This window comes from Paraburkholderia sp. RAU2J, assembly GCF_003634845.1.
Lineage (GTDB): Bacteria > Pseudomonadota > Gammaproteobacteria > Burkholderiales > Burkholderiaceae > Paraburkholderia > Paraburkholderia fynbosensis.
Genome location: NZ_RBXG01000001.1, coordinates 2,113,286 through 2,134,192, shown reverse-complemented (window position 1 = coordinate 2,134,192; position 20,907 = coordinate 2,113,286). Strand labels below are relative to the sequence as shown.

General features: G+C 64.1%; 18 protein-coding genes. 1 reads left to right on the top strand and 17 read right to left on the bottom strand.

The genetic code is table 11. The features are described 5' to 3' along the window. Nucleotides 1-13: 13 nt before the first annotated feature. From B0G69_RS09785 to B0G69_RS09720, 14 genes are all read right to left on the bottom strand, one after another. Entirely contained in the window at nucleotides 14-1,039 is a 1,026-nt protein-coding gene (locus B0G69_RS09785) for a glycosyltransferase (protein WP_241991292.1), read from the bottom strand. A 329-nt stretch (nucleotides 1,040-1,368) separates the two neighbouring features. After that, complete coding sequence (locus tag B0G69_RS09780) at nucleotides 1,369-2,499, bottom strand: glycosyltransferase (protein WP_121316690.1); 1,131 nt, start codon at nucleotides 2,497-2,499, stop codon at nucleotides 1,369-1,371. A gap of 11 nt (nucleotides 2,500-2,510) precedes the next feature. Further along, nucleotides 2,511-3,770 (bottom strand): glycosyltransferase, encoded by a 1,260-nt coding sequence (locus B0G69_RS09775; RefSeq protein ID WP_199731175.1) that lies wholly within the window; start codon nucleotides 3,768-3,770, stop codon nucleotides 2,511-2,513. After that, nucleotides 3,763-4,884, bottom strand: a complete 1,122-nt coding sequence (wecB, locus tag B0G69_RS09770; protein WP_121316689.1) for a UDP-N-acetylglucosamine 2-epimerase (non-hydrolyzing) — start codon at nucleotides 4,882-4,884, stop codon at nucleotides 3,763-3,765. The genes B0G69_RS09775 and wecB overlap by 8 nt, the downstream gene beginning before the upstream one ends. Next, nucleotides 4,881-6,458: a polysaccharide deacetylase gene (locus B0G69_RS09765; RefSeq protein WP_121316688.1), complete on the bottom strand. Its 1,578-nt coding sequence runs from the start codon at nucleotides 6,456-6,458 to the stop codon at nucleotides 4,881-4,883. The genes wecB and B0G69_RS09765 overlap by 4 nt, the downstream gene beginning before the upstream one ends. Next, nucleotides 6,455-7,837, bottom strand: a complete 1,383-nt coding sequence (locus B0G69_RS09760; protein ID WP_121316687.1) for a phenylacetate--CoA ligase family protein — start codon at nucleotides 7,835-7,837, stop codon at nucleotides 6,455-6,457. The genes B0G69_RS09765 and B0G69_RS09760 overlap by 4 nt, the downstream gene beginning before the upstream one ends. A gap of 281 nt (nucleotides 7,838-8,118) precedes the next feature. Next, the gene (locus B0G69_RS09755; RefSeq protein WP_121316686.1) at nucleotides 8,119-8,895 is read right to left on the bottom strand and encodes an ABC transporter ATP-binding protein; all 777 of its coding nucleotides are present in this window, start codon (nucleotides 8,893-8,895) and stop codon (nucleotides 8,119-8,121) included. 4 nt (nucleotides 8,896-8,899) lie between these two features. Continuing rightward, nucleotides 8,900-9,718: an ABC transporter permease gene (locus tag B0G69_RS09750; protein ID WP_121316685.1), complete on the bottom strand. Its 819-nt coding sequence runs from the start codon at nucleotides 9,716-9,718 to the stop codon at nucleotides 8,900-8,902. A 1-nt stretch (nucleotide 9,719) separates the two neighbouring features. Beyond that, on the bottom strand, nucleotides 9,720-11,135 hold the full coding sequence (locus tag B0G69_RS09745) for a mannose-1-phosphate guanylyltransferase/mannose-6-phosphate isomerase (RefSeq protein WP_121316684.1): 1,416 nt from the start codon (nucleotides 11,133-11,135) through the stop codon (nucleotides 9,720-9,722). A gap of 286 nt (nucleotides 11,136-11,421) precedes the next feature. Beyond that, nucleotides 11,422-12,348, bottom strand: a complete 927-nt coding sequence (gene rfbD / locus B0G69_RS09740; RefSeq protein ID WP_121316683.1) for a dTDP-4-dehydrorhamnose reductase — start codon at nucleotides 12,346-12,348, stop codon at nucleotides 11,422-11,424. 12 nt (nucleotides 12,349-12,360) lie between these two features. Further along, nucleotides 12,361-12,912: a dTDP-4-dehydrorhamnose 3,5-epimerase gene (gene rfbC / locus B0G69_RS09735; protein WP_121316682.1), complete on the bottom strand. Its 552-nt coding sequence runs from the start codon at nucleotides 12,910-12,912 to the stop codon at nucleotides 12,361-12,363. Then, nucleotides 12,897-13,790 carry a glucose-1-phosphate thymidylyltransferase RfbA gene (gene rfbA / locus B0G69_RS09730; protein ID WP_121316681.1) on the bottom strand — a complete coding sequence of 298 codons (894 nt, stop codon included), beginning with the start codon at nucleotides 13,788-13,790 and terminating at the stop codon, nucleotides 12,897-12,899. Before rfbA ends, rfbC begins: the two co-directional genes overlap by 16 nt. Nucleotides 13,791-13,800: 10 nt before the next feature. Next, nucleotides 13,801-14,862, bottom strand: a complete 1,062-nt coding sequence (gene rfbB, locus B0G69_RS09725; protein WP_121316680.1) for a dTDP-glucose 4,6-dehydratase — start codon at nucleotides 14,860-14,862, stop codon at nucleotides 13,801-13,803. Nucleotides 14,863-15,351: 489 nt separating this feature from the next. Further along, complete coding sequence (locus B0G69_RS09720) at nucleotides 15,352-16,263, bottom strand: GDP-mannose 4,6-dehydratase (RefSeq protein ID WP_121316679.1); 912 nt, start codon at nucleotides 16,261-16,263, stop codon at nucleotides 15,352-15,354. 202 nt (nucleotides 16,264-16,465) lie between these two features. On the opposite strand from B0G69_RS09720, the gene B0G69_RS09715 reads away from it, so the two are divergent. Then, nucleotides 16,466-17,338 carry a symmetrical bis(5'-nucleosyl)-tetraphosphatase gene (locus B0G69_RS09715; protein WP_121316678.1) on the top strand — a complete coding sequence of 291 codons (873 nt, stop codon included), beginning with the start codon at nucleotides 16,466-16,468 and terminating at the stop codon, nucleotides 17,336-17,338. A 123-nt stretch (nucleotides 17,339-17,461) separates the two neighbouring features. Here B0G69_RS09715 and B0G69_RS09710 read toward each other — a convergent pair whose 3' ends face one another. The 3 genes from B0G69_RS09710 to B0G69_RS09700 all read right to left on the bottom strand — a co-directional run bounded on the left by B0G69_RS09710 (nucleotide 17,462) and on the right by B0G69_RS09700 (nucleotide 20,804). Continuing rightward, nucleotides 17,462-18,292: a lysophospholipid acyltransferase family protein gene (locus B0G69_RS09710; RefSeq protein WP_121316677.1), complete on the bottom strand. Its 831-nt coding sequence runs from the start codon at nucleotides 18,290-18,292 to the stop codon at nucleotides 17,462-17,464. Nucleotides 18,293-18,356: 64 nt separating this feature from the next. Then, nucleotides 18,357-19,637, bottom strand: coding sequence for a dihydroorotase (locus tag B0G69_RS09705; RefSeq protein WP_121316676.1), 1,281 nt, complete (start codon nucleotides 19,635-19,637; stop codon nucleotides 18,357-18,359). A gap of 141 nt (nucleotides 19,638-19,778) precedes the next feature. Continuing rightward, on the bottom strand, nucleotides 19,779-20,804 hold the full coding sequence (locus B0G69_RS09700) for an aspartate carbamoyltransferase catalytic subunit (protein WP_121316675.1): 1,026 nt from the start codon (nucleotides 20,802-20,804) through the stop codon (nucleotides 19,779-19,781). Nucleotides 20,805-20,907: the final 103 nt, after the last annotated feature.

Genomic DNA, 20,907 nt, shown 5'->3' with positions numbered 1-20,907 from the left:
TCCTCCCGCTTACTCAGGAGGAATGCATGGAGTCGTTCACATCCGCGCGGTGTGGCTCAGGCAATCTGACGTCTTCGATATTCAGTTTCTGGCGACGCGTCATCACGCTGCTCGTGAATTCCTGGGCAACATGGTACAGAGGACCCTCGTTGCTCAGTCGCGCCATTTGCAGGATGTACTCGCCAAGCACCAGCAGCACGAGCGAGATCAGAAAGAACATGCCGGATTGCTGCAGCGACAGCGTCACCCAGCCTGGCGCCACGTTCGACTTCATCAAGCCGATCGCGATCACGTAGATCGAGTAGACCAGATTCGACACCGCACCAAACAACGAAAGCGCGGTCACGAGTCGCATCGGCGCCTTGGTGGTCGACACGAGCAGGCGGATGCCGCGATCGATACTGTGCGACAGGCGCTTCGCTTGCGCGGCCTTGGGCAGCGCGCTGTAAGTCAGGTTCACGCGTGCAAAACCACCGGTGGCCGGCAGATAGCGATAAGTCATCGCGGGCATCGGATGCTGCAGCATGAAATTGATCACGCGTTTGCTGAGCAGCCGGTACTGAGGCGCGTCTTTGGCCAGATGCACGCCGTTGGACCATTTGTACAACGCATTAAACGCTTTCAGGCAGGTGCGATAGGCCCAGCTTTGCACAGGCTGCTGTTCGTTCGCGGCAAATACGACGTCCGCGCCGCTCGCGGCTTTGTCGAGCATGGTCGGCAGGAACCGGATGTCGTCGGCCAATGGGTCGACGACCGCAACGAAATCGCCGAGAGCATTTTCCAGACCCACCCACGAAGCCGTATCCGAATCGACCTCCTTGGTCAACGCGTACACCTGCAAATTCGGCAAGCCGCGATCGCCCGCAAGCTGCTTGAGTGCGGCGACACTGTCGTCCTCGGACGCGTTGTCCACGACAATCAGTTCGTAGTCGCTGACAAGCGTGCTCAGGACCGAGGCTGCGTCCATCAGGATGGCTTCGATATCCCGCGCCTGATTGCGAACGACAAATACAACGGACAAAAACACCGGGAAAAACACTACCTGCCTCCTTGGCAATAACCTGGCCTGCGACACCCCTCCTTGAATTTCCGGCGTCGACATCGTGCAACACATTCGAACGGCACGATCGACATCTTTACGGACGTGACAGAAGAGTGCAATGCGCAATATATGCGGGCCTGGGACGGCTGTGGCCGCTTGGGCCGTCATGCACGTTTCGTGCAAACAGAGTTGGGAAATGGCTTCCGGAACCTCGCCAGGCCGGAAATTTTGAGTCTAACTATGCCGTCACCGGCTCTTTATCGCAAGTTGTTTCAAACTGTAAGCGGACCGCGCAACGCTGCACGCAGGCGTGTCCGCAAGCGCCGTTATCGCTCCAATATCTGTTCATAAAGCGCCCGATACGCATTGCCCAGCGCCGGCCCGGAGAAAAGCCGCTCATACCGCTCACGCGCCGCCGCCCCCATCGTTTGGGCAAGCGCCTCATCCCGCACGAGTTCGTTGACCGCCGCCGCAAACTCCACCGGCGACTCGGGCGGCGCCACGAAGCCCGTCACTCCATGCTCGTTCACATACGACGTGCCCGAGCCCACCTCGCAGCAGACCATCGGCTTGCCGAACATTTCCGCTTCGACGAGCACCATGCCGAACGCCTCCGAGCGCAAATGCGACGGCATCACCAGCGCACGGCAGCCGCTCAGCAACGCGACCTTCTCTTCGTGCGACACCTGCCCCGCGAACACGACGTTCGACGCGCCCACCTGCTTCGCCAGCTCCGTCAGCCGCTCCATTTCCGGCCCCGACCCGGCGATGACGATCTTGCAGCCGATCGACGGCGCCGCCTCGATCAACGTGTGCAGCCCCTTGTAGTAGCGCAGCACGCCGAGGGCGAGCACATACGGCTCACTGCCGAGCTTCAGCCGGTCGAGGCATTGCGGCGCGAAACGGCCTAGTTGCGGATCGTCACGATAGTCGATGATGCCGAGCGGAATCGCCTTCAGACGCTCGCTGTCGACCACGCTGGTCAGCACGGCGCTGCTGCGCGCGTAGACGGCCGAGGTGGCGACCACCGCCGACATCGAACGCAGCATCGAGCGCATCAACGGCCCGTATACATAGCCGAGCGCGCGCTGACGCACCACGTCGGAGTGATAGGTCATCACCGCCGGCTTTTTTACGCGTCCCAGCAGATGCAGCACGTCAGCGAACGGCCACGGAAAATGGAAATGCAGCACGTCGGCCTGTTCGGCCTGCGCGCGATACTGCCGCAGCGACTCGAAGCCGCCGAGGTCGCACGAAGCAGGCGCGGCCCATGAGCGCGAGCGCGTCACGACGCCTTCGGGAAACTGGATGTCGCGCGGCACCGGATTGGGCGACAACGTGAAAATCCGCGGATCGACCCCGCACGCCCGCGTCGAGAGGCTGATCTGGCGAATCGCTTCCTGAAGTCCGCCGGGCGGGTCGGGAAAATACGTGCGATAAACGTGAAGAACTTTCATACCCGCGCCGCTCATGCAACCGCGTCCAACGAAGCCGGACTGCCGTTGCCGGCGGCATGGCCGCCAAACGTAATTCGCAGCATCTTGTCGAGCCGCGCTTCCCACGTGTTCTCACCGACCGCCGCGCGTGCTTCGTCCGCGCTCAGCTTGCCGCGCGCCAACTGCTTTTCGATGGCCGCGACGAACGCGTCGAGCTCCCCGCCCACTTCGAGACCCACACGCGGCTCTTTCGCGAAATCGAGCGGCGTCGACACGACCGGCAGACCGGCCGCGAGGTATTCATAGAACTTCATGGGAAACATGGAACGGGTGTAGTGGTTGAGCAGCGTCGGCAGCACGCCGACCTGCATGCCGCGCAAGTACTGCGGCAGAATGCGATACGGGCGATAACCGAGCAGATGCACGTTCGGCAGGCGCGCCAGTTGTGCGAGCAGTTCGCTGCGCTGCCCCTCGCGCTCCTCGCCGATGATGATCCACTGCCAGTGCGGCCGCGCCTGCGCGGTTTGCAGCAGCAACGGAAAGTCCACCTTGAAGTCTGACAGCACGCCGTGATAAACGAGCCGCGGTTCGGGAATCGCGGCAAGCTCGGCGGGCAGCGGACCTTCGCTGCGCGCCTCGCCGAAGTGCGCGTCGTCCACCACGTTGCCGAAAAAATGCGTGTTGCGGTTGAACGGCAAGCACACTTCTTTGAGCGACATCGCGGTCGTGAACACCGCTTCGCAACTGCCGAGCAGCGCTTGCTGCGCGTTGCGGAACGCCACGACGTCGACGCCGGGAATCTCGGCGATATCGTCGACGCAGTGATACACGAGCGGCCCGCGCGGCAGCGTCTCGATCGCATCGAGCATGTACGGGTGATACGTCCAGACCACCGGCTTCCTGAAGCGCCGCGATCTCGCGAAGCGCGTCACGGAAAAGCGCAGCAACGCCTGATTCAACGCGCGCACGAACGGCAGGTGATGGCCGGCCGGCACCATCAGCGGCGACAGCACCCAGACGTTGTCCGCGCGGCGTGGCGGCCCCAGCACGAGCGACTGCACGCCGCGCCACAGGCGGCGCCACAAACGCTGCCAGTCGCGGCCGCTGCCCACTTTCGGCGAACGGAAGCCGACGCTTTCCACATACAGAATCCGCCAGCCGCGCGCGGCGAGAATGCTCGCCGTGTGCTGCTTGTTGGTCCAATACGGTTCGTCCCAATCGGCGGTGGAAAACAGTACGCAGTCCTGGGCGGCCAATACGCTGTCGTTGCCCTGAAACTTGCCCTCAACCAACGAACACCTCGACCGCGCGGCCCTGCAGACTCTGGATGATCCGCTGCGATGCCAACCCGTCGCCATACGGATTCGCGCGATTGCGCAACGCGGCGCGCCGCGCCGGATCGTCGAGCCAGCCGCACACCGCGCTTTCGATACTCGCCGCGGCTTGGCCTGCCAGCGTCGCGAAGCCGGCGTCGACGCCTTCGCGGCGTTCGGTGTGGTTGCGCATCACGACCACCGGTACGCCGAAGGTCGGCGCTTCTTCCTGAATGCCGCCGGAGTCGCTGACGACGACTGCGCTGCCGCTGATCAGATAGAGGCTCGTCGGGTAGTCGACCGGTTCGATCAGCGCGAGGTTCGCGATGCCGTCGAGTTCGCGATGCACCGGCGCGCGCACGGACGGATTCAGATGCACCGGGAACACCCAGCGGTAGTCGCTATAACGCTGACAAAGATCGCGCAGCACGCGGCAGATGTCCTGCAGCACGTCGCCGAAATTTTCCCGCCGATGGCAGGTGACGAGCACATGCTGCTTCTGCGCACCATGCCATGCGGGCAGCGGACTTTGCGGCGGGGTCGCGTTCCAGCTTTCTCGCACCGCGCCGATCGCATCCACCACCGTGTTGCCGGTCACGACGATCTTCTGCGCGGCCACGCCTTCGCTCAGCAGATTGCGGCGCGCCAGTTCGGTAGGCGCGAAATGCAGCGTCGCGATGCGGCTCAGCAGACTGCGGTTCGCTTCCTCGGGGAACGGGCTCGCGAGATCGCCGGTGCGCAGGCCCGCTTCGACGTGACCCACGCGGATGCCGCGATGAAACGCCGCGAAACCGGCGCAAAAGGCGGTCGTCGTATCGCCCTGGACGATCACCCAGTCGGGTCGCGCTTCGTCGAGCGCGCGGTCGAGCGCCGCGATCAGGCGCGACGACAACGCGTTCAGCGACTGCCCGGGGCTCATCGTATCGAGCGTGATGTCCGGTTCGATGCCGAAGAATTGCAGCGCTTGCGCGGCCATGTCCTTGTGCTGCCCGCTCGCGCAAACGACCGTGTCGAATTCGCCGCGCAACGCTCGCACGACCGGCGCCAGCTTGATCACCTCGGGCCGCGTGCCCATCACCACCATGACTTTCATTGCAGTGCTTTCCCCGACTCGACCTGTGTGTGTGCGCCCCGGAACTCGACGCCGAGCGTCAACGGGGTCGTTTGAATGGATGGTGTGACGACGCGAAACGCGCCGCCCTCTTCGACGATCTGCGTGAGCGACCTGAAGCGCAGAAAGTCGAGCGCGGCGTCCTCGTGCAGGAACAGCGGCCGGCGCGCCTTGCTGCGCATGTACGCGATGAACTGCTCGTGCGCGTCGATCCGCGACGCCTCGTCCTTCCAGCCGTATGCATAGCGCTCGGAGAACGGATGGTCGAGATAGCCGAACAGCGTATTGGTCGCGTACGCGTAGTCGAAGGCCTGCTTGAACACGGCGAGCGGATCGCCTTCTTCGAGCATGCATTCGCCATGCAGCATGCACTGCTGGCTGTGGCCGACGAAGCCCGTCGGCATGCCGGCCAGCGCGCCGCCGCGTGCGCTCAGAAACTCCGGATCGTTGCGGATGATCCCGCCGACGCAGCCGTCATAGCCGGCATCGGCAAGGCCTCGCATGGCGTACGGCGGCGAGTGGTGAAACGGCGACACCGCGTAACGGACCGGCACGCCGGTCACCGCCTCGATGAATTGCGCCGACTGGCTGCCCTCGGCGAGCGCGCACTCATAACTGCCGCCCCAGTTCGGCGCGTGCGTGGCCGTGTGCGACAGCACCGCGCCCTGTTGCCGGTCGGCGAGCAGTTCGCGAAGAATGCCGTGATGTTCGGTGCGATCGAGGTTCTGTGAGTTGACGGCGAGACTGAACGGCACGCCCATGCGCTGATACGCTTGCCACAGTGGACGCGCCGACTCGATGTCTTCGTCGCAATCGAGCCGCGACGTGATCGCCGCGTCGTAGCCCCATGGCAGCTCGCTCAGCACCGGCTGACACGGCAGCGTGTCCGCGCGGTAGCCCGACACGAATTGCTCGACCATGCGCCATTCGAACGAATCGCAGGGGCCGACCGGCCGGTTGAACCACAACACGCTCGCGCCGTCGACATCCCACAGCGCGGCGTAGGCGAACTGCCGCTCGCCCGCCACCTCGACCGCTGCGAGTTCCGCTTCGGCGGGCACCTGCACCGCTTCCCGGAGCGACCAGATCGAGCCGTCGCAACGAATCGCGCCGTAGCCGAGGTTGTTCCACTCGTCGGTGAAATCGAAGCGCTCGAACGGACGATGCCACGGCGCGCCGCCGAGCGTTTGCGCCAAGGCGCCGTAGCGCACCGCCGCCGCGCTCTCGCGCGATGCATGCGCCGGCGCCGCCGCGCTGCGGCTCGCGGCTGGGAGGTTCTCCGGCAAGCCGGTCGCCTGATAGCGCAGCATATCGGCGAGCGCGCTCGGCATGTGGCCGAACACCACCAGCTTGCGCGGCCGCGCGCGCAACCAGGCGATCAGGTCCGCGCTCCAGCCATCGGGCGCGTCGACCGCGACCACGAGGTCCGGCGCGCGCTCACGCACCGTGCTGCGCGTGATCGACTGCGCCTGGGTCGCGCTCACCGAGCGTTGCAGCGCCGCCAGCACGTACTGGCCGGCTTCGGCCGCCGCGTTCGGAAACAGAACGCCGATCATGCGCTCACCACGTGACGGAACTTCGCGCGGCTGCCGACCCGCACGAAATCGTCGTGGCCGACGTAGGCGATCGTGAACGCGTCCTGCCAGAAGTGGCGCAGCTTCGCGGTCGTCTCGTCCGCGTTGGCCGACGGTTCGAGCACGATGCGCAAGGTCGGCGGCGTCGTGCGCAGATCGATCTGGAATTCCTGAATTCCGCCGACGCGATGGTCCAGCATGTCCTGGATGTGATGGGTCGGATGCGCGACACCGTTGATCGGCACCACGTCGTGAATCCGCCCGACCACGTCAGTCAGGAAGAAGCCTTTGGCCGTTTCCTGCACGCGCGCGAGGTCGCCGGTCGCGTAACGGATCAGCGGCATCAGCCTGTTGCGGAAACCGGTGAATACGAGTTCATGCGCGCCGTCCGGGTTGTCTTGCACGACGCGGCTTTCCGGCCAGCCTTCCGATTCGAGAATCTGGAAGCCTCCTTCATGGCCGTCGAGTTCGTACGCCATCACACCGAGTTCGGCGAGACCATAGCGATCGATCACCCGGCAACGCAGCGCCGACGCGATCATCTCGCGCGCATGCGGTTCGAGCAGCTCGCCGCTCGATTCGAACACCTGGAAGGCCTTGCCGCCGCCGTACTTGCGCTGCACGTAGCAGGCGAGCGCGTACATGGTCGATGGATGCGAGTGCGCGAGATACGGCTTGCGGCGCTTGAGCGTGCGCCACATCTCTTCGAGGCCCTGATCGTCGATGCGGTCGAAGAAAATGTTGCTGCGGTTCATCGCGAAGCATTTGAAGTCTTCGCGCGACGGCCACTCGGGCATCACCTGGTCCGGGAAGCGGCACGCGAAGTGCAGCTCCGAACGATGCCGCAGCTTGCCGATCCGCTCACGGCAGTAGCTGGTGACCGCCGACGAGTAATCCGCGCCCTCCTGGTCGTAATAGATCGTGGTGGAGAGCCCCGTCGAGCCGCCGGTCTTGCACGCGTGATGCCGGCCCGCTTCGAGCGGCCCGGACAGCAGGCGCGGCCCCTGCTCGCGGATGATGTCCTTGGTCAGATACGGCAGTTCTTCCAGATAACGCGCATCCTGCTTGACCTTGGCCGGCTCGAACTGCAAAGCCTTGAACAGGTCGCGGTAATACGGCACCTGCGCACCGGCGAATTCGAGCATGCCGGCGAGGCGTTCGAGCGCGATGCGGCGGCGATGCGGCATCGGCAGCGTGTAGTGCTCGCGCAGTTCGCGGATTTTGGCCCGCACGTTGCGTTTTTCGCGGTTCTCGGCAATCGGATACGCGATATAGCCGCCCGCGAAACCCTTTAAGGTGCGCAACGGCTGACGCACGAGCAGGGATTCGGAGTAGCGCAGAAATGGGTGATTAGCTCGCATGAAGTTCGAACCTTGTTACGCCTGTGGCGCGTCTATGTCGCGCCGCGGGACGCGCCTCTGGGGTGCGCTTGTGGGTTACGCCCTGTCCGGCTCGCGCCGGACGCGCCGCGACGCATTCGCAGGCGCCTTCCTGGCAGTGATTGTAGGGGCCGCGAAGCCTCGCCGGGAAACGGCAAATTCGCTATGCACGGCGCACGTCAGGTCATGCGTGCAACGGACGACGGTGCGATGTCCGGCACCATACCATCCGCTGCATCCGCTCGGGACGGCAGCCCGTGCTGTCAGTGCGGCAATTGCGCGGTCTGGCTGACGAGCGGCCCGTCGCTTTCCTGCGGCGGGCTCACCGGTTCGTCCGCGACCATCCGGCCGTGCTCCATCGAAATCTTGCGATTGCACACCCGTGCCACCAGCTTCGGATCGTGCGACGCCACCACCAGCAGCGCGGCCTTGCCGACGAGGCTCTCCAGCCGCTCGGCCGCCTTGATGCTGAACTCGGCGTCGCCCACGCTCAGCCACTCGTCCATGATCAGGATATCGGCTTCGACGCTGGTCGAGATCGCGAACGCGAGACGCAGCATCATCCCGCTCGAATAGGTGCGCACCGGCAGATTCAGGTAGTCGCCCAATTCGCTGAAATCGGCGATCTCGTCGATCTTGCTGCGGATACGCGCCGGCTTCAGGCCGTCGAGAATGCCGCGCAGGTAGATGTTCTCGAAACCGGTGGCGTCCGGGTCGAGACCCATCGACACGTCCAGCAGCGATGCGATCTTGCCCTGCACCTTCAGTTCGCCGCGCACCGGCGCGTAGACACCCGAGAGCGTGCGCAGCAGTGTCGTCTTGCCGGAGCCGTTGTGGCCGATCAGACCGACGCGCTCGCCTTCGGTGAAGCTGAAGCTGAGGTCGTCGATCGCACGGACGATCGCATGGCGGCCTGCATCCTGGCCGATCCGGCCACCCGTCGTCAGATTGAGCACCGCCTTTTTCAGCGAGCGGTGAGAGTTCTCGTAAATCGGAAATTCGACGGAGATGTTACGAGCGACAATGGATGAAGAACTCACAATATCAAAGCCAGTAAGGAACGCGATTACGGAAACGCTTCATCAGGAATTGCGCGAACGCAAAGCCGACGATCAGCAAGCCGATCGACCAGGCCCACGATTCCCAATGGGTCGGACGGTTGGTCAGCGGCGCACGCACTGTTTCGATCAGGTGATACAGCGGGTTGTATTCGGCGACCCACGCGCGGTCTTTCAGAATCTCCGGCGACCACATGACCGGCGTGAAGAAGAACACGACCTGGATCAGATTGGTGACGATCGGCGGAATGTCGCGAAAGCGCGCGCACAGCACGCCGAGCGTCACACCGAGCCACACGCCGTGCAGCAACAGGATCAGCAGCGCGAACGGCACCAGCACGAACTCCCAGCCGGGCCAGTGGCCGAAGATGAGCAGCAGCACCACGACCACCGGCAGGCTGTGCAGCAGGATCACGAAGTTGCGCCACGCAATCCGGCACACATGGACGGTGAGCGGTAGACGGATCTGCTTGATCAGATACGCGGCGCCTATAAAGGCCATGCAGCCTTCATTGGCGACCGAGGCCAGATAGGCCCACACGACCAGCCCCACCGCGAGATACGGCAGATAGTCGGAGATTTCCTGGTGCAACAGCGTGGAGTACAGCGCGCCGAGCACGACGACCATGATGACCGTGCTCAGCGTGAACCAGAACGGCCCGAGCACCGAGCGGCGATAGCGCTGCCGGATGTCGTGCCAGCCGAGCGTGCCCCACACGCGCACCGATTTCATCCCAACCATCAGGTCGTCGTTCTCGGTGTGGCGCGTCAGATCTTCCGAGTCGTTAGTAAAGCTGATATCCATCTCAAGTACGTCCGTAAATGTCTTCAAAGCGAACGATGTCGTCTTCGCCCAGGTATTCGCCGCTCTGCACTTCGATCATCACGAGCTCGACCACGCCGGGATTTTCGAGGCGATGTTTGTGACCCGCCGGAATATAGGTCGACTGGTTGGTCGACACGAAGAACTCGTTGTCTCCGTTGACGACCTTGGCCATGCCGCTCACCACCACCCAATGCTCGTTGCGGTGATGATGCATCTGCAAGCTGAGGCTCGCGCCCGGCTTGACTTCGATGCGTTTGATCTTGAAGCGCGGCCCCTCTTCGAGCACCGAGTACGTGCCCCAGGGACGATGCACCGTGCGATGCACCTTGTAGGTTTCATGGCCGCGCGACTTCAGTTCGGCGAAAATCTGCTTCACGTCCTGTGCACGGTTTTTATCTGCGATCAGCAACGCGTCGGGCGTGTCGATCACGATCAGGTTGTCGACGCCCACCGCGCCGATCAGCCGCTCGCCGCCTCGCAGATAGCAGTTCTCCACGTCGATCAGCAACGCTTCGCCTTCCACGCGATTACCGCACGCATCCGCCGGCGACAGGTCCGACAGCGCGGTCCACGAGCCGACGTCGGTCCAGCCGATGTCGCAACGCACGACCGCCGCGTGTTCGCACTTTTCCATCACCGCGTAGTCGAACGAGAGTTCCGGCACCGCGCCGAAGCTGCCCGGTTCAAGCCGCACCTGCGCGCCGTCCTTGCCGGCGGCGGAGGGTGACTTCTCCATGCACGCGCTCGCCGCGTCGAGAATGTCCGGACAGTGCTGCCGCATTTCCTTCAGGATCGTGCCCGCGGTGAAGCAGAACATGCCCGAATTCCACACGAACTTGCCCGACGCCAGATATTCGCGAGCCTTGTCGAGCGACGGCTTTTCGACGAAGCGCACGACCTCGTTGCCATTCGCTTCGATGTAGCCGTAACCGGTTTCCGGCGTCTCAGGATGCACGCCGAAGGTCACGACCTTGCCCGCTTGAGCGAGCTTCTGCGCTTCTGCCACGGCCACCGCGAAGGCAGCCTGGTCGGCGATCAGATGATCCGCAGCGAGCACCAGCATGACGGTTTGATCGCCGTGCACGCTGGCCGTATGCAATGCCGCCGTGGCAACCGCCGCAGCCGTGTTGCGGCCGAACGGTTCGAGGATGAACGAAGTGGCGTAGCCTTTCGCGTTCACTTCGCGGAAATCGTCTTCGGTCTTGAAGAACAGATCGCGATTGGTTACCGTCAGCACTTCCTTCACGCCGGGCAGTGCCACCGCGCGCAGGAAGGCTTTTTGCAGCAGGCTTTCGCCGTCCGCGAGCCGGATGAACGGCTTCGGATGCAGTTCGCGCGAGACGGGCCATAGTCTCGACCCCGCCCCGCCACACAGGATGATCGGTAACAAACTCACAGCGTCCTCTCAGTACCGTATTTATTACGCGGCTCCTGGCCGCACCGGTGATGGCTAGTCGGCACGACCCTCGAACCACGCGGGTCGTACGGCCATACGCGCCGTGACTGTTCGCGCGCCGTACCCATCGGCGGACCAGCGCGAGTCTCCTTCGTCGAACGGTATTCTACCCCCGCCCCCTTTCGCTATCGTCAGACAGAGTGGTGGCGGCGATGCGGCAGAGCGCGGTGGATCAAGCCCGTCGCCTCGCGCATCGCATCACAAAAGCCCATGCCGAAACCGCGCGTCAGGAACGAGCGGCGGGCGACTGCGGAAAACCGTCCGTCAGACACAGCTTCAGCGCGTCGCGCCAATGCGGCGCGGCCAGCCCGAATACACGCCCCAGCTTCTCGTTCGACATTCTCGAATTGGCGGGACGTGCGGCGGGCGTCGGATAGTCGGCCGCCGGAATCGGCAGCGTGTTCGGCTTGTTCGGCAGGTCGGCGAGTTCGAAGATCGCCGATGCGAAGCCGTGCCACGAGGTCACGTCGCCGGCGCACAGGTGATAGACGCCCGAGCGCTCGCTCCACCACTTCGCGCCGTCTTCGGCGGCAAAGGCCTGGGCGCTCAGGTGCGCGCTCAGCGTGGCGATCGTGTTGCACCACGTGGGCGCGCCGAACTGGTCGGCGACGACCTTCAGCTCGGGCCGCTCGGCGCCCAGCCGGAGCATGGTGAGCAGAAAATTCTTGCCGCGCGTGCCGTACACCCAGCTCGTGCGCAGCACCAGATGATTCACCCCGGTTGCCGCGATCGCCTGCTCGCCCGCGAGCTTGGTGCGCCCGTAGGCGTTTTGCGGATCGGTCGGGTCATCCTCGACGTACGCGCCGTCCTTCTCGCCGTTGAACACGTAGTCGGTCGAATAGTGAATCAGCGCCGCGCCCAGCTTCTTCGCTTCCTCGGCGAGCACGCCCGGCGCTTCACCGTTGATGCGCATGGCGAGGTCGAACTCCTGCTCCGCCTTGTCCACCGCCGTATAAGCCGCGGGATTGACGATCAGCGCGGGCCGCACGTCGCGGACTACGGCGCGAATCTGCTCGGGATTCGACAGATCCAGCCGCGCGCGGTCCACCGCGACCACGGTGCCGAGCCCTTGCAGCGTGCGCGCAAGCTCGTAGCCTACCTGGCCGTTTACACCGGTGACGAGAATCGTCCGCGTGGCATTGTGTGCGCTCATCCGGCCACCCCCTTATGCGTAGACTTCGGCATCGACCAGGCGCTTGCCCGCCGCGTCTTTCGCGGCCAGCAGCGGTTCGAAGTGGAACGGCCATTCGATGCCGATCGCCGGATCGTTCCAGACGATGCTGCGCTCGTACTCGGGGAACCAGTAATCGGTGGTCTTGTAGAGAAATTGCGCCGATTCGGATAGCACCACGAAACCGTGCGCAAAACCGGGCGGCACCCACAGTTGCCGCTGGTTCTCCACCGACAGATGCACGCCCACCCACTTGCCGAAATTCGGTGAGCTCTTGCGAATGTCGACGGCCACGTCGAACACTTCACCTTCGACCACGCGCACCAGCTTGCCCTGCGCATTCTGGATCTGGTAATGCAGGCCGCGCAGCACGCCCTTCGCCGAGCGCGAGTGGTTGTCCTGCACGAACTCGACGCCTGCCTCGACCTTCTCGGCAAACTCGATCGCATTGAAGCTCTCGAAGAAAAATCCTCGCGCATCGCCGAACACCTTCGGCTCGATGATCTTGACTTCGGGCAGCGCGGTAGCGATTACTTGGATGGCCATGCCACTTGGTCCGTAAGAATGTTTTGCAGATACTGCCCGTAGGCGTTCTTGGCGAGCGGTTTGGCGAGCGCCAGCAGTTGCTCGTCGTCGATCCAGCTGCGCCGGTACGCGATTTCTTCCGGGCACGCGACCACCAGACCCTGGCGCTTTTGCAGCGTCGCGATGAACGTGGCCGCTTCGATCAGCGAATCGTGCGTGCCCGTGTCGAGCCACGCATAACCGCGGCCCATGATCTCGACATTGAGCGCAGCATTGGCGAGGTAACGCGAGTTGACGTCGGTGATTTCGAGCTCGCCGCGCGGCGACGGCTTGATGTCCGCCGCGATATCGCACACCTGCCTGTCGTAGAAGTACAAACCGGTAACCGCGTAGTTCGAACGCGGTTTGGCCGGCTTCTCCTCGATCGACAACGCGCGGAACTGCTTGTCGAACTCGACCACGCCGTAGCGCTCCGGATCGTGCACGTGATACGCGAACACGGTGGCGCCTTCGTCCTGGTTATTCGCGCGTTCGAGCTGCTTCGCGAGATCGTGGCCGTAGAAGATGTTGTCGCCGAGAATCAGCGCCGACGGATCGTTGCCCACGAAGTCGCGGCCGATGATGAAAGCCTGCGCGAGACCGTCCGGCGACGGCTGAACCGCGTACTGGATGTTCATCCCCCACTGGCTGCCATCGCCGAGCATCGCTTCGAAGCGCGGCGTGTCCTGCGGCGTGGAGATGATCAGCACGTCGCGAATGCCCGCCACCATCAGCGTGGACAGCGGGTAGTAGATCATCGGCTTGTCGTAGACCGGCAGCAGTTGCTTGGAGACGACGTGCGTGATCGGATACAGGCGGGTGCCCGATCCGCCCGCGAGAATAATGCCTTTACGCGCCATTGCCGTGCCTTTACGCGCGCTGCGCGTAGTTGGTTTCAACCCACTTGCGATATTCGCCCGAGGCGACTTCGTCGGACCAGGCCTGATTGTCCAGATACCACTGGACTGTCTTCGCCAGCCCCGTCTCGAACGTCTCCGCCGGCTTCCAGCCGAGTTCGCGTTCGAGCTTGCGAGCGTCGATGGCATAACGGCGGTCGTGGCCCGGACGATCCTTCACATACGTGATCTGATCGCGATACGAAGCGCCCGCCTTCGGACGCAGTTGATCGAGCAGGTCGCACAGCGTGTGCACGACTTCGAGGTTCTTTTTCTCGTTCCAGCCGCCCACGTTGTAGGTCTCGCCCGGCGTGCCGCGCGCGAGCACTTCGCGGATCGCGCTGCAATGGTCGCCGACGTACAGCCAGTCGCGCACGTTCTGACCGTCGCCGTAGACCGGCAGCGGCTTGCCGCCCAGCGCGTTGGCGATCATCAGCGGAATCAGCTTTTCGGGGAACTGGTACGGACCGTAGTTGTTCGAGCAGTTCGTCGTCAGCACCGGCAGGCCATACGTGTGATGGTAGGCGCGCACGAGGTGATCGGAGCCCGCCTTGGTGGCCGAATAAGGACTGTTCGGCGCGTACGGCGTGGTTTCGGAAAATTGCGGATCGGTAGCGGACAGCGAGCCGAACACTTCGTCGGTCGACACGTGCAGGAAGCGGAACGCCGCCTTATCGGCTTCGCCGAGCGTGTTCCAGTAGCTGCGGGTGGCTTCGAGCAACGTGAAGGTGCCGACCACGTTGGTCTGCACGAAGTCGGCCGGGCCGTGAATCGAGCGATCCACGTGGCTTTCGGCGGCGAAGTGCAAAACGGCACGCGGCTTGTGCTTCGCGAACAGCGCGTCGAGCGCGGCGCGATCACAGATGTCCGCGCGCGCGAAGATGTGTTTGGGATTGCCCTGTTGCGACTTGAGCGTGCCAAGGTTGCCAGCGTAGGTCAGCTTGTCTACGTTGAGCACCGCTTCGTCGGAGGCATCGAGCCAGTCGAGCACGAAATTGGCGCCGATAAAACCGGCGCCGCCCGTTACCAGGATCATGAAATTCCCTTCTAGATGTTAGTGGCAGGTCGGAATGGGTTCGCCGGCCCGCTCACGCCGCGTGTTGATGTTCCGATTCTGCAGGCGCCCGTTGTCTCCGCCCCTCGGGACGCAGACGCTCAGACGCCAATTTTATGATGCCCCAATTATAAAGCCGCCCCCGCCAAAAACTAGCAACCCTAACAACTTGAAACAGCTTGACAGGATTGGTTGCTATTGACCTGCATTATGAGATTTCCGAGGTGGACCGCTTGCGAGCAGATGTTGCCGCACGCAGCGATGCCGGCGAGGCGGGAAAGATGGCGCGCCGCATCGCGCTCGACGAGCGGCGCATAACGAACAGAAAGCGACTGCAGCGCACGCGCCCATGCCGGCAATGGCATCCAGGCGCATACGCGGCGCGATGACAGGCTGCAGTCGGCAGGCTGCAGTCGGCCAGCGATAAGCTACGCAAATAGCGAGGCGATCGCTAACCGCGGATGCCGCGCGTTATGCAGTAAGCATCCAACGCAGCGTATCGATGAACGGAATCGACTCGACCTCCGGCACCAGCGCGCGCAATTTGGCCGGCGATCCGGCCAGCACCTTCACGTCGGTTTTGCGCACGAATGCGGGATTGATGCGAACTTCGAGCTCATGCCCGGTCAGTTCGCTGGCGGCCGAAAGAATGCTGCGCAACGTGTAGGGCGTGCCGGTGCAGACGTTGACGGTTTCGGATGCGGCAGCGGAATCGAGCAGCGCGTCGTACGCGCTCGCCACGTAACGCACGTCCGAGAAGTCACGCGCGACGTCGATATTGCCGAGTTCGATCGACGGCGCCCGGCGCGCGAAATGCTCGACGATCTTCGGCACGAGGAAGTTCGGCGCCTGGCCGCGGCCGGTGTAGTTGAACGGCCGCACGATCAGGATCGGCAAGCGCTCGAACCACGTGCGCACCATCGTTTCCATGGCCGCCTTGCTGGCCGCATAGTGATTGACCGGCGTGAGCGGACAGCTCTCGTCGATCGCTTCGCCGCTGACGTTGCCGTAGACGTTCGCGCTGCTCGCAATCAGCACCTTGCGCGGTATATGACCGACGGCGTCGCACGCCTCCAGCAGATTCAGCGTGCCGACCACATTGACGCGGTAGAAATCGAGCGGGTCGCTATGGCCCACGAAGCTGATCGCGGCGAGGTGCACAATGTAGTCCGGCCGCGCGGTCTCGATCACGCGACAGCAGGCCTCCGGCGACGTAATGTCGAGCCTGAGCCGCGTCGGCGTTTCAGGTTCGTCGCGGCTGGCCGTCGTTTCGATCACGGTATGGCCGCGGCCGAGCAGCTTTTCAACCAGATAGCGGCCGGTAAAGCCGCTCGCACCGGTGACGAGCGTGCGGATAAGTGGCTTCGCATGGATAGACGACATGCATTCTCCGTTCACGAGGGTCATCCTGTTGTGTTGCAATATCGCGCGCGGTGCTTGCGAAGCCGCCTGCTAGCGGCGGCCGACGCGACCTGGCGCCAAATCGGAGCATCAAACGGGCTATTATGTCACGCTAGCATGTTGCACTGCCGAACGCGGCACGCCTCGTGCGTCACCGCGAGTATCGAACCGCACCGACTCCTTGATGACACCCTCCACCACTTCCACTGCTTCCTCTTCATTGGTCCCTTTGGCTTTCGGCGATCTGCAGGGCTGCCGCAAGCCGTTCCAGCAATTGCTCGCCAAGGCCGCGCCGCCGGCCGGCACGCCGCTGTGGTTCGCCGGCGATCTGATCAACCGGGGCTCCGAATCGCTCGCCACGCTACGCGACGTGATCGCGCTCGGCGAGCGCGCGGTGCCGGTGCTGGGCAATCACGATCTGCATCTGCTGTCGGTGTCGGCGGGAATTCGCAAGTCGAAGAAAGGCGACACGATCGACGACATCCTCGCCGCGCCCGACGCCGCCGACCTGCTCGAATGGGTGCGCCACCGCCCGCTCGCCTATTTCGAGAACGGCATGCTGATGGTGCATGCGGGCGTCCTGCCGCAATGGGACGTGAACCTGACGCTCGAACTCGCCGACGAGTTGCAACGCGCGTTGCGCGCGCCGAACTGGAAGGAAACGCTCGCCGGTTTGTACGGCAACGAGCCCAATCGCTGGAAGCCCGGCCTCAAGGGCATCGACCGCTTGCGCGTGACATGCAGCGCGTTGACGCGCATCCGCTTCTGCAATGCCGAGGGCGCGATGGATTTCAGCAGCAGCGGCACCTTGAACTCCGCGCCGTCGGGCTGCGTGCCATGGTTCGACGTGCCGTCGCGCAAGACCGCGGACGTCACCGTGGTGTTCGGCCATTGGGCCGCGCTCGGTTTGCTGATGCGTGAGAACCTGATCGGACTCGATTCGGGTTGCGTGTGGGGCGAGAAACTGTCCGCGGTGCGGCTTGCGCAAGATCCCGCGGAACGCACGCTGACGCAGGTCGACTGCGAGTCCTGCCGCGAGCCCGGCGGCGGCAACTAGACCTGTGCGAGCCGGTGCATGGAGAATGCGCCGGCGCGGCAGACAGAACGTTGAAGCCGGCGCCGGCGCAAGCCGCGAGGCCCGGCGTCAAACCCGGCGCTTAAGCCGGCACCCAGCCAGACATCAAGCCGAATGGCCCGACCGGTCGGCGGGCTCGATCAACGTTCCCGTCGCGGCGGACGCCGTGGTCTCTTCCGCCACTACTCCCGCTTTAGCGGTGCCTCGCTGCATCTGCCGCAATGTTTCGCCGATGATCGCTTCCGCTTGCGCGGCCAGCGCCCGCCGGTCCGCACCCGGTGCGAGCGGCTCGCCCACATACACGTGCGCGGTCAGCGGCCCGCCGCGCAACAGCAGGTTGAGCGAATCGGCAAGCGACAGGTCGTCGATATACGCGGGCGCGGTGGACTGCCGGCCCTGCGCGTCTTCATACATGATGCACAGCGGCTGCACGGGCGCCGCCGCCGACACCGCCGCCTGGAACATATTCGCGTGAAACGGCAGCAGCGTGAGCCCGTCGGACGTGGTGCCTTCGGGAAACACGCACATGAGCTCGCCCGCGCTCAGACGGTCCGACAGCTCGTGCATGATCCGCTTCGCGTCGCTGCGCTTCTCGCGCTGGATGAACACCGTATCCAGTTGCTGCGCGAGCCAGCCGACCACTGGCCATTGCCGGATCTCCGCCTTCGACACGAACGGCGTGGGCCGCCACGCATTGATCACGTAGATGTCGATCCACGAGATGTGATTGGCGACCACCAGCGCGCCGCGGTCGAGCCGCGCATTGTCGTTATGCACGACGAGCCGCATGCCGCACAGGCGCAGCATCTTCAGCGACCACGCGCGATTGAGGGCGTGACGCCGTTCAGCGCCGGCGCCGGGAAAGCGCGTGGCCACAGTCCACATGCCGTGCAGCAGATGCGCGATCAGACGGGCTTTGCGTAACGCGAGCTTCATGGTCGGAGCGTTCCGTGACTGGACAATGGCCGTGCGTGTTATGAGCGATGGGATGTCGCCGCGATCAATGCTGCTCGAACGCGAGGTGACCGGATACGATGGTCGCCCGCACGCGCGCCGGTAGTTCGTAACCGAGGAACGGCGTGTTGTGCCCCTGGCTCTTCAATGCGCGCGGCTCGACGCGCCAATGCGCGTGACGGTCGAACACGCAGAGGTCGGCCACCGCGCCCACCGCGATGCGGCCGGCCGCGTTCAGGTCGAGCACGTCGGCCGGCGCCGCCGTGATGCGGTTCAGCGCCTTGGCGAGCGGCACGCCCGCTTCGTCGGCCCATTTCACCGTCAGCGACAGGAACAGTTCCAGCCCGGTTGCGCCCGGCGTGGCTTCGGCGAACGGCAGCAGCTTTTCGTCGTCGTCGACCGGCGTGTGGTCGGAGCAGATCGCGTCGATCGTGCCGTCGACGAGACCCGCGCGGATCGCTTCGCGATCGCGCTGCTGACGCAGCGGCGGGTCGAGGCGGAACTGCGCGTCGAAGTAACCGATGTCGAGGTCGATCAGATGGACGTGATTCACGGTGACGTCGCACGATACCGGCAAGCCCTCGGCCTTCGCCGCCCGCATGAGCGCAATACCGGCCGCCGACGACACATGCGACAGATGCACGCGCGCGCCCGTCACGCGCACCAGTTCGAAGATGGTGTGCAACGCAATCGTTTCCGCCGATACCGGCACGCCCGAGAGCCCGAGCCGCGACGCCAGCGCGCCGCTCGCGGCGACACCGCCGCGGCCGAGGTAGGCGTCCACCGGACGCAGCCACACGGTGTAGCCGTAAGTCTTCGCGTATTGCAGCGCGCGCATCAGCACCTGGGTGTCGACCACCGGCACGTCGGCCTGCGAGAAGCCGATGCAGCCCGCCTCGGTCAGCTCTACCATTTCCGTGATGACCTGCCCCTTCAAGCCGACCGTCAACGCGCCGAGCGGATACACGTGCGCCTGGTTCAGGTTGTGCGCGCGGAACTTGAGCATCTCGACGAGGCCCGGTTCGTCGAGCGTCGGGTCGGTGTCCGGCGGACAGACGAGGCTCGTCACGCCGCCGGCGAGCGCCGCGGCCATTTCGGATTCGAGCGTCGCCTTGTGTTCGTAGCCAGGCTCGCGCAAACGCGCGGACAGGTCGACGAGACCCGGCGCGATGTAGAGGCCCTTCGCGTCGATCGTCTTCGCCGCGTGGAAGTCGGCCGGCGCCTCGCCGATGGCGACGATCTCGCCTGCCGCGATGAAAATGTCCTGCTGCTGTTCGGTGCCCGCTGCCGGGTCGATCAGCGTGCCGCCTTGAATATGAATCTTCATGCGCTGCCTTATGTTCAGCTTGGTGTTCAGCTAAACCACGCGTGAATTACCGCGTGGGTCGTACCGTGTGTGGGTGCCGGCATAACGGGGTGACTCGACGCCGCCCCGCCTGTTGCGGCGCAGCGCCCGGACCTGGCGCACTCAATCGTGGTTGCCCGCGACGATGCCCATCACCGCCATGCGCACCGCAATACCGAAAGTCACCTGATTCAGAATCACCGATTGCGGACCGTCGGCCACCTGCGAATCGATTTCGACGCCGCGGTTCATCGGACCCGGGTGCATCACGATCGCGTCGGGCGCGGCGAGCGCGAGACGCTCCGGCGTCAGGCCCCAGCTCTTGAAGTACTCCTGCGCCGACGGCAGCAACGCGCCGCTCATGCGCTCGTTCTGCAAACGCAGCATGATGATCACGTCGACGTCTTTGAGACCTTCGTCGAGATTGTGGAACACCCGCACGCCCATCTGTTCGAGGCCGCCCGGCAGCAGTGTGCGCGGACCGATCGCGCGCACTTCCGGCACGCCGAGCGTGGTCAGCGCATGGATATCCGAGCGTGCGACCCGCGAATGCAGAATGTCGCCGACGATCGCCACACGCAGCTTCGTGAAGTCCTTCTTGTAGTGGCGGATCGTGTACATGTCGAGCAGACCCTGGGTCGGGTGCGCGTGACGGCCGTCGCCGGCGTTGATCACGTGCACGTGCGGCGCGCAGTGCTGCGCGATCAGGTAAGGCGCGCCGCTCGATGCATGGCGTACGACGAACATGTCGGCATGCATCGCCGACAGGTTGTTGATCGTATCGAGCAGCGACTCGCCCTTGCTGGTCGACGACGCATTGATGTTCAGGTTCAGCACGTCCGCCGACAGACGTGTCGCGGCAATTTCGAAGGTGGTGCGGGTGCGGGTCGAGTTCTCGAAGAACAGGTTGAACACCGACTTGCCGCGCAACAGCGGCACCTTCTTGACTTCACGATCGGTCACGCTGACGAACTGGTCGGCGGTGTCGAGAATCTGGTTGACGATGGCCTTGGGCAAACCTTCGATCGACAACAGATGTTTGAGCTCGCCGTTTTTCGTGAGCTGCGGGTTGCCCTTCAGGAAGCCATAGCGGAAGCGCTCGCTGGCGCTGTCGGCGGAATCCTGCGGAGCCTGGGTGGCGGTGTTCATGGTGTACCTGCTTCAAATACGGGCTTCAACGTGATCGATGTCGATGCTGACTGCGTGTGACGATTTTGCGCCAGCCTTCGAGCGCCATGCGGCGGCGGCCGGC

Excerpts from the sequence above, each read along its gene's own strand:
- B0G69_RS09780 (WP_121316690.1), bottom strand. The coding sequence starts at position 2,499 with ATGAAAGTTCTTCACGTTTATCGCACGTATTTTCCCGACCCGCCCGGC.
- wecB (WP_121316689.1), bottom strand. The coding sequence starts at position 4,884 with ATGAAAGTCATGGTGGTGATGGGCACGCGGCCCGAGGTGATCAAGCTG.
- B0G69_RS09765 (WP_121316688.1), bottom strand. The coding sequence starts at position 6,458 with ATGATCGGCGTTCTGTTTCCGAACGCGGCGGCCGAAGCCGGCCAGTAC.
- B0G69_RS09760 (WP_121316687.1), bottom strand. The coding sequence starts at position 7,837 with ATGCGAGCTAATCACCCATTTCTGCGCTACTCCGAATCCCTGCTCGTG.
- B0G69_RS09750 (WP_121316685.1), bottom strand. The coding sequence starts at position 9,718 with ATGGATATCAGCTTTACTAACGACTCGGAAGATCTGACGCGCCACACC.
- rfbD (WP_121316683.1), bottom strand. The coding sequence starts at position 12,348 with ATGAGCGCACACAATGCCACGCGGACGATTCTCGTCACCGGTGTAAAC.
- rfbC (WP_121316682.1), bottom strand. The coding sequence starts at position 12,912 with ATGGCCATCCAAGTAATCGCTACCGCGCTGCCCGAAGTCAAGATCATC.
- rfbA (WP_121316681.1), bottom strand. The coding sequence starts at position 13,790 with ATGGCGCGTAAAGGCATTATTCTCGCGGGCGGATCGGGCACCCGCCTG.
- rfbB (WP_121316680.1), bottom strand. The coding sequence starts at position 14,862 with ATGATCCTGGTAACGGGCGGCGCCGGTTTTATCGGCGCCAATTTCGTG.
- B0G69_RS09720 (WP_121316679.1), bottom strand. The coding sequence starts at position 16,263 with ATGTCGTCTATCCATGCGAAGCCACTTATCCGCACGCTCGTCACCGGT.
- B0G69_RS09715 (WP_121316678.1), top strand. The coding sequence starts at position 16,466 with ATGACACCCTCCACCACTTCCACTGCTTCCTCTTCATTGGTCCCTTTG.
- B0G69_RS09710 (WP_121316677.1), bottom strand. The coding sequence starts at position 18,292 with ATGAAGCTCGCGTTACGCAAAGCCCGTCTGATCGCGCATCTGCTGCAC.
- B0G69_RS09705 (WP_121316676.1), bottom strand. The coding sequence starts at position 19,637 with ATGAAGATTCATATTCAAGGCGGCACGCTGATCGACCCGGCAGCGGGC.
- B0G69_RS09700 (WP_121316675.1), bottom strand. The coding sequence starts at position 20,804 with ATGAACACCGCCACCCAGGCTCCGCAGGATTCCGCCGACAGCGCCAGC.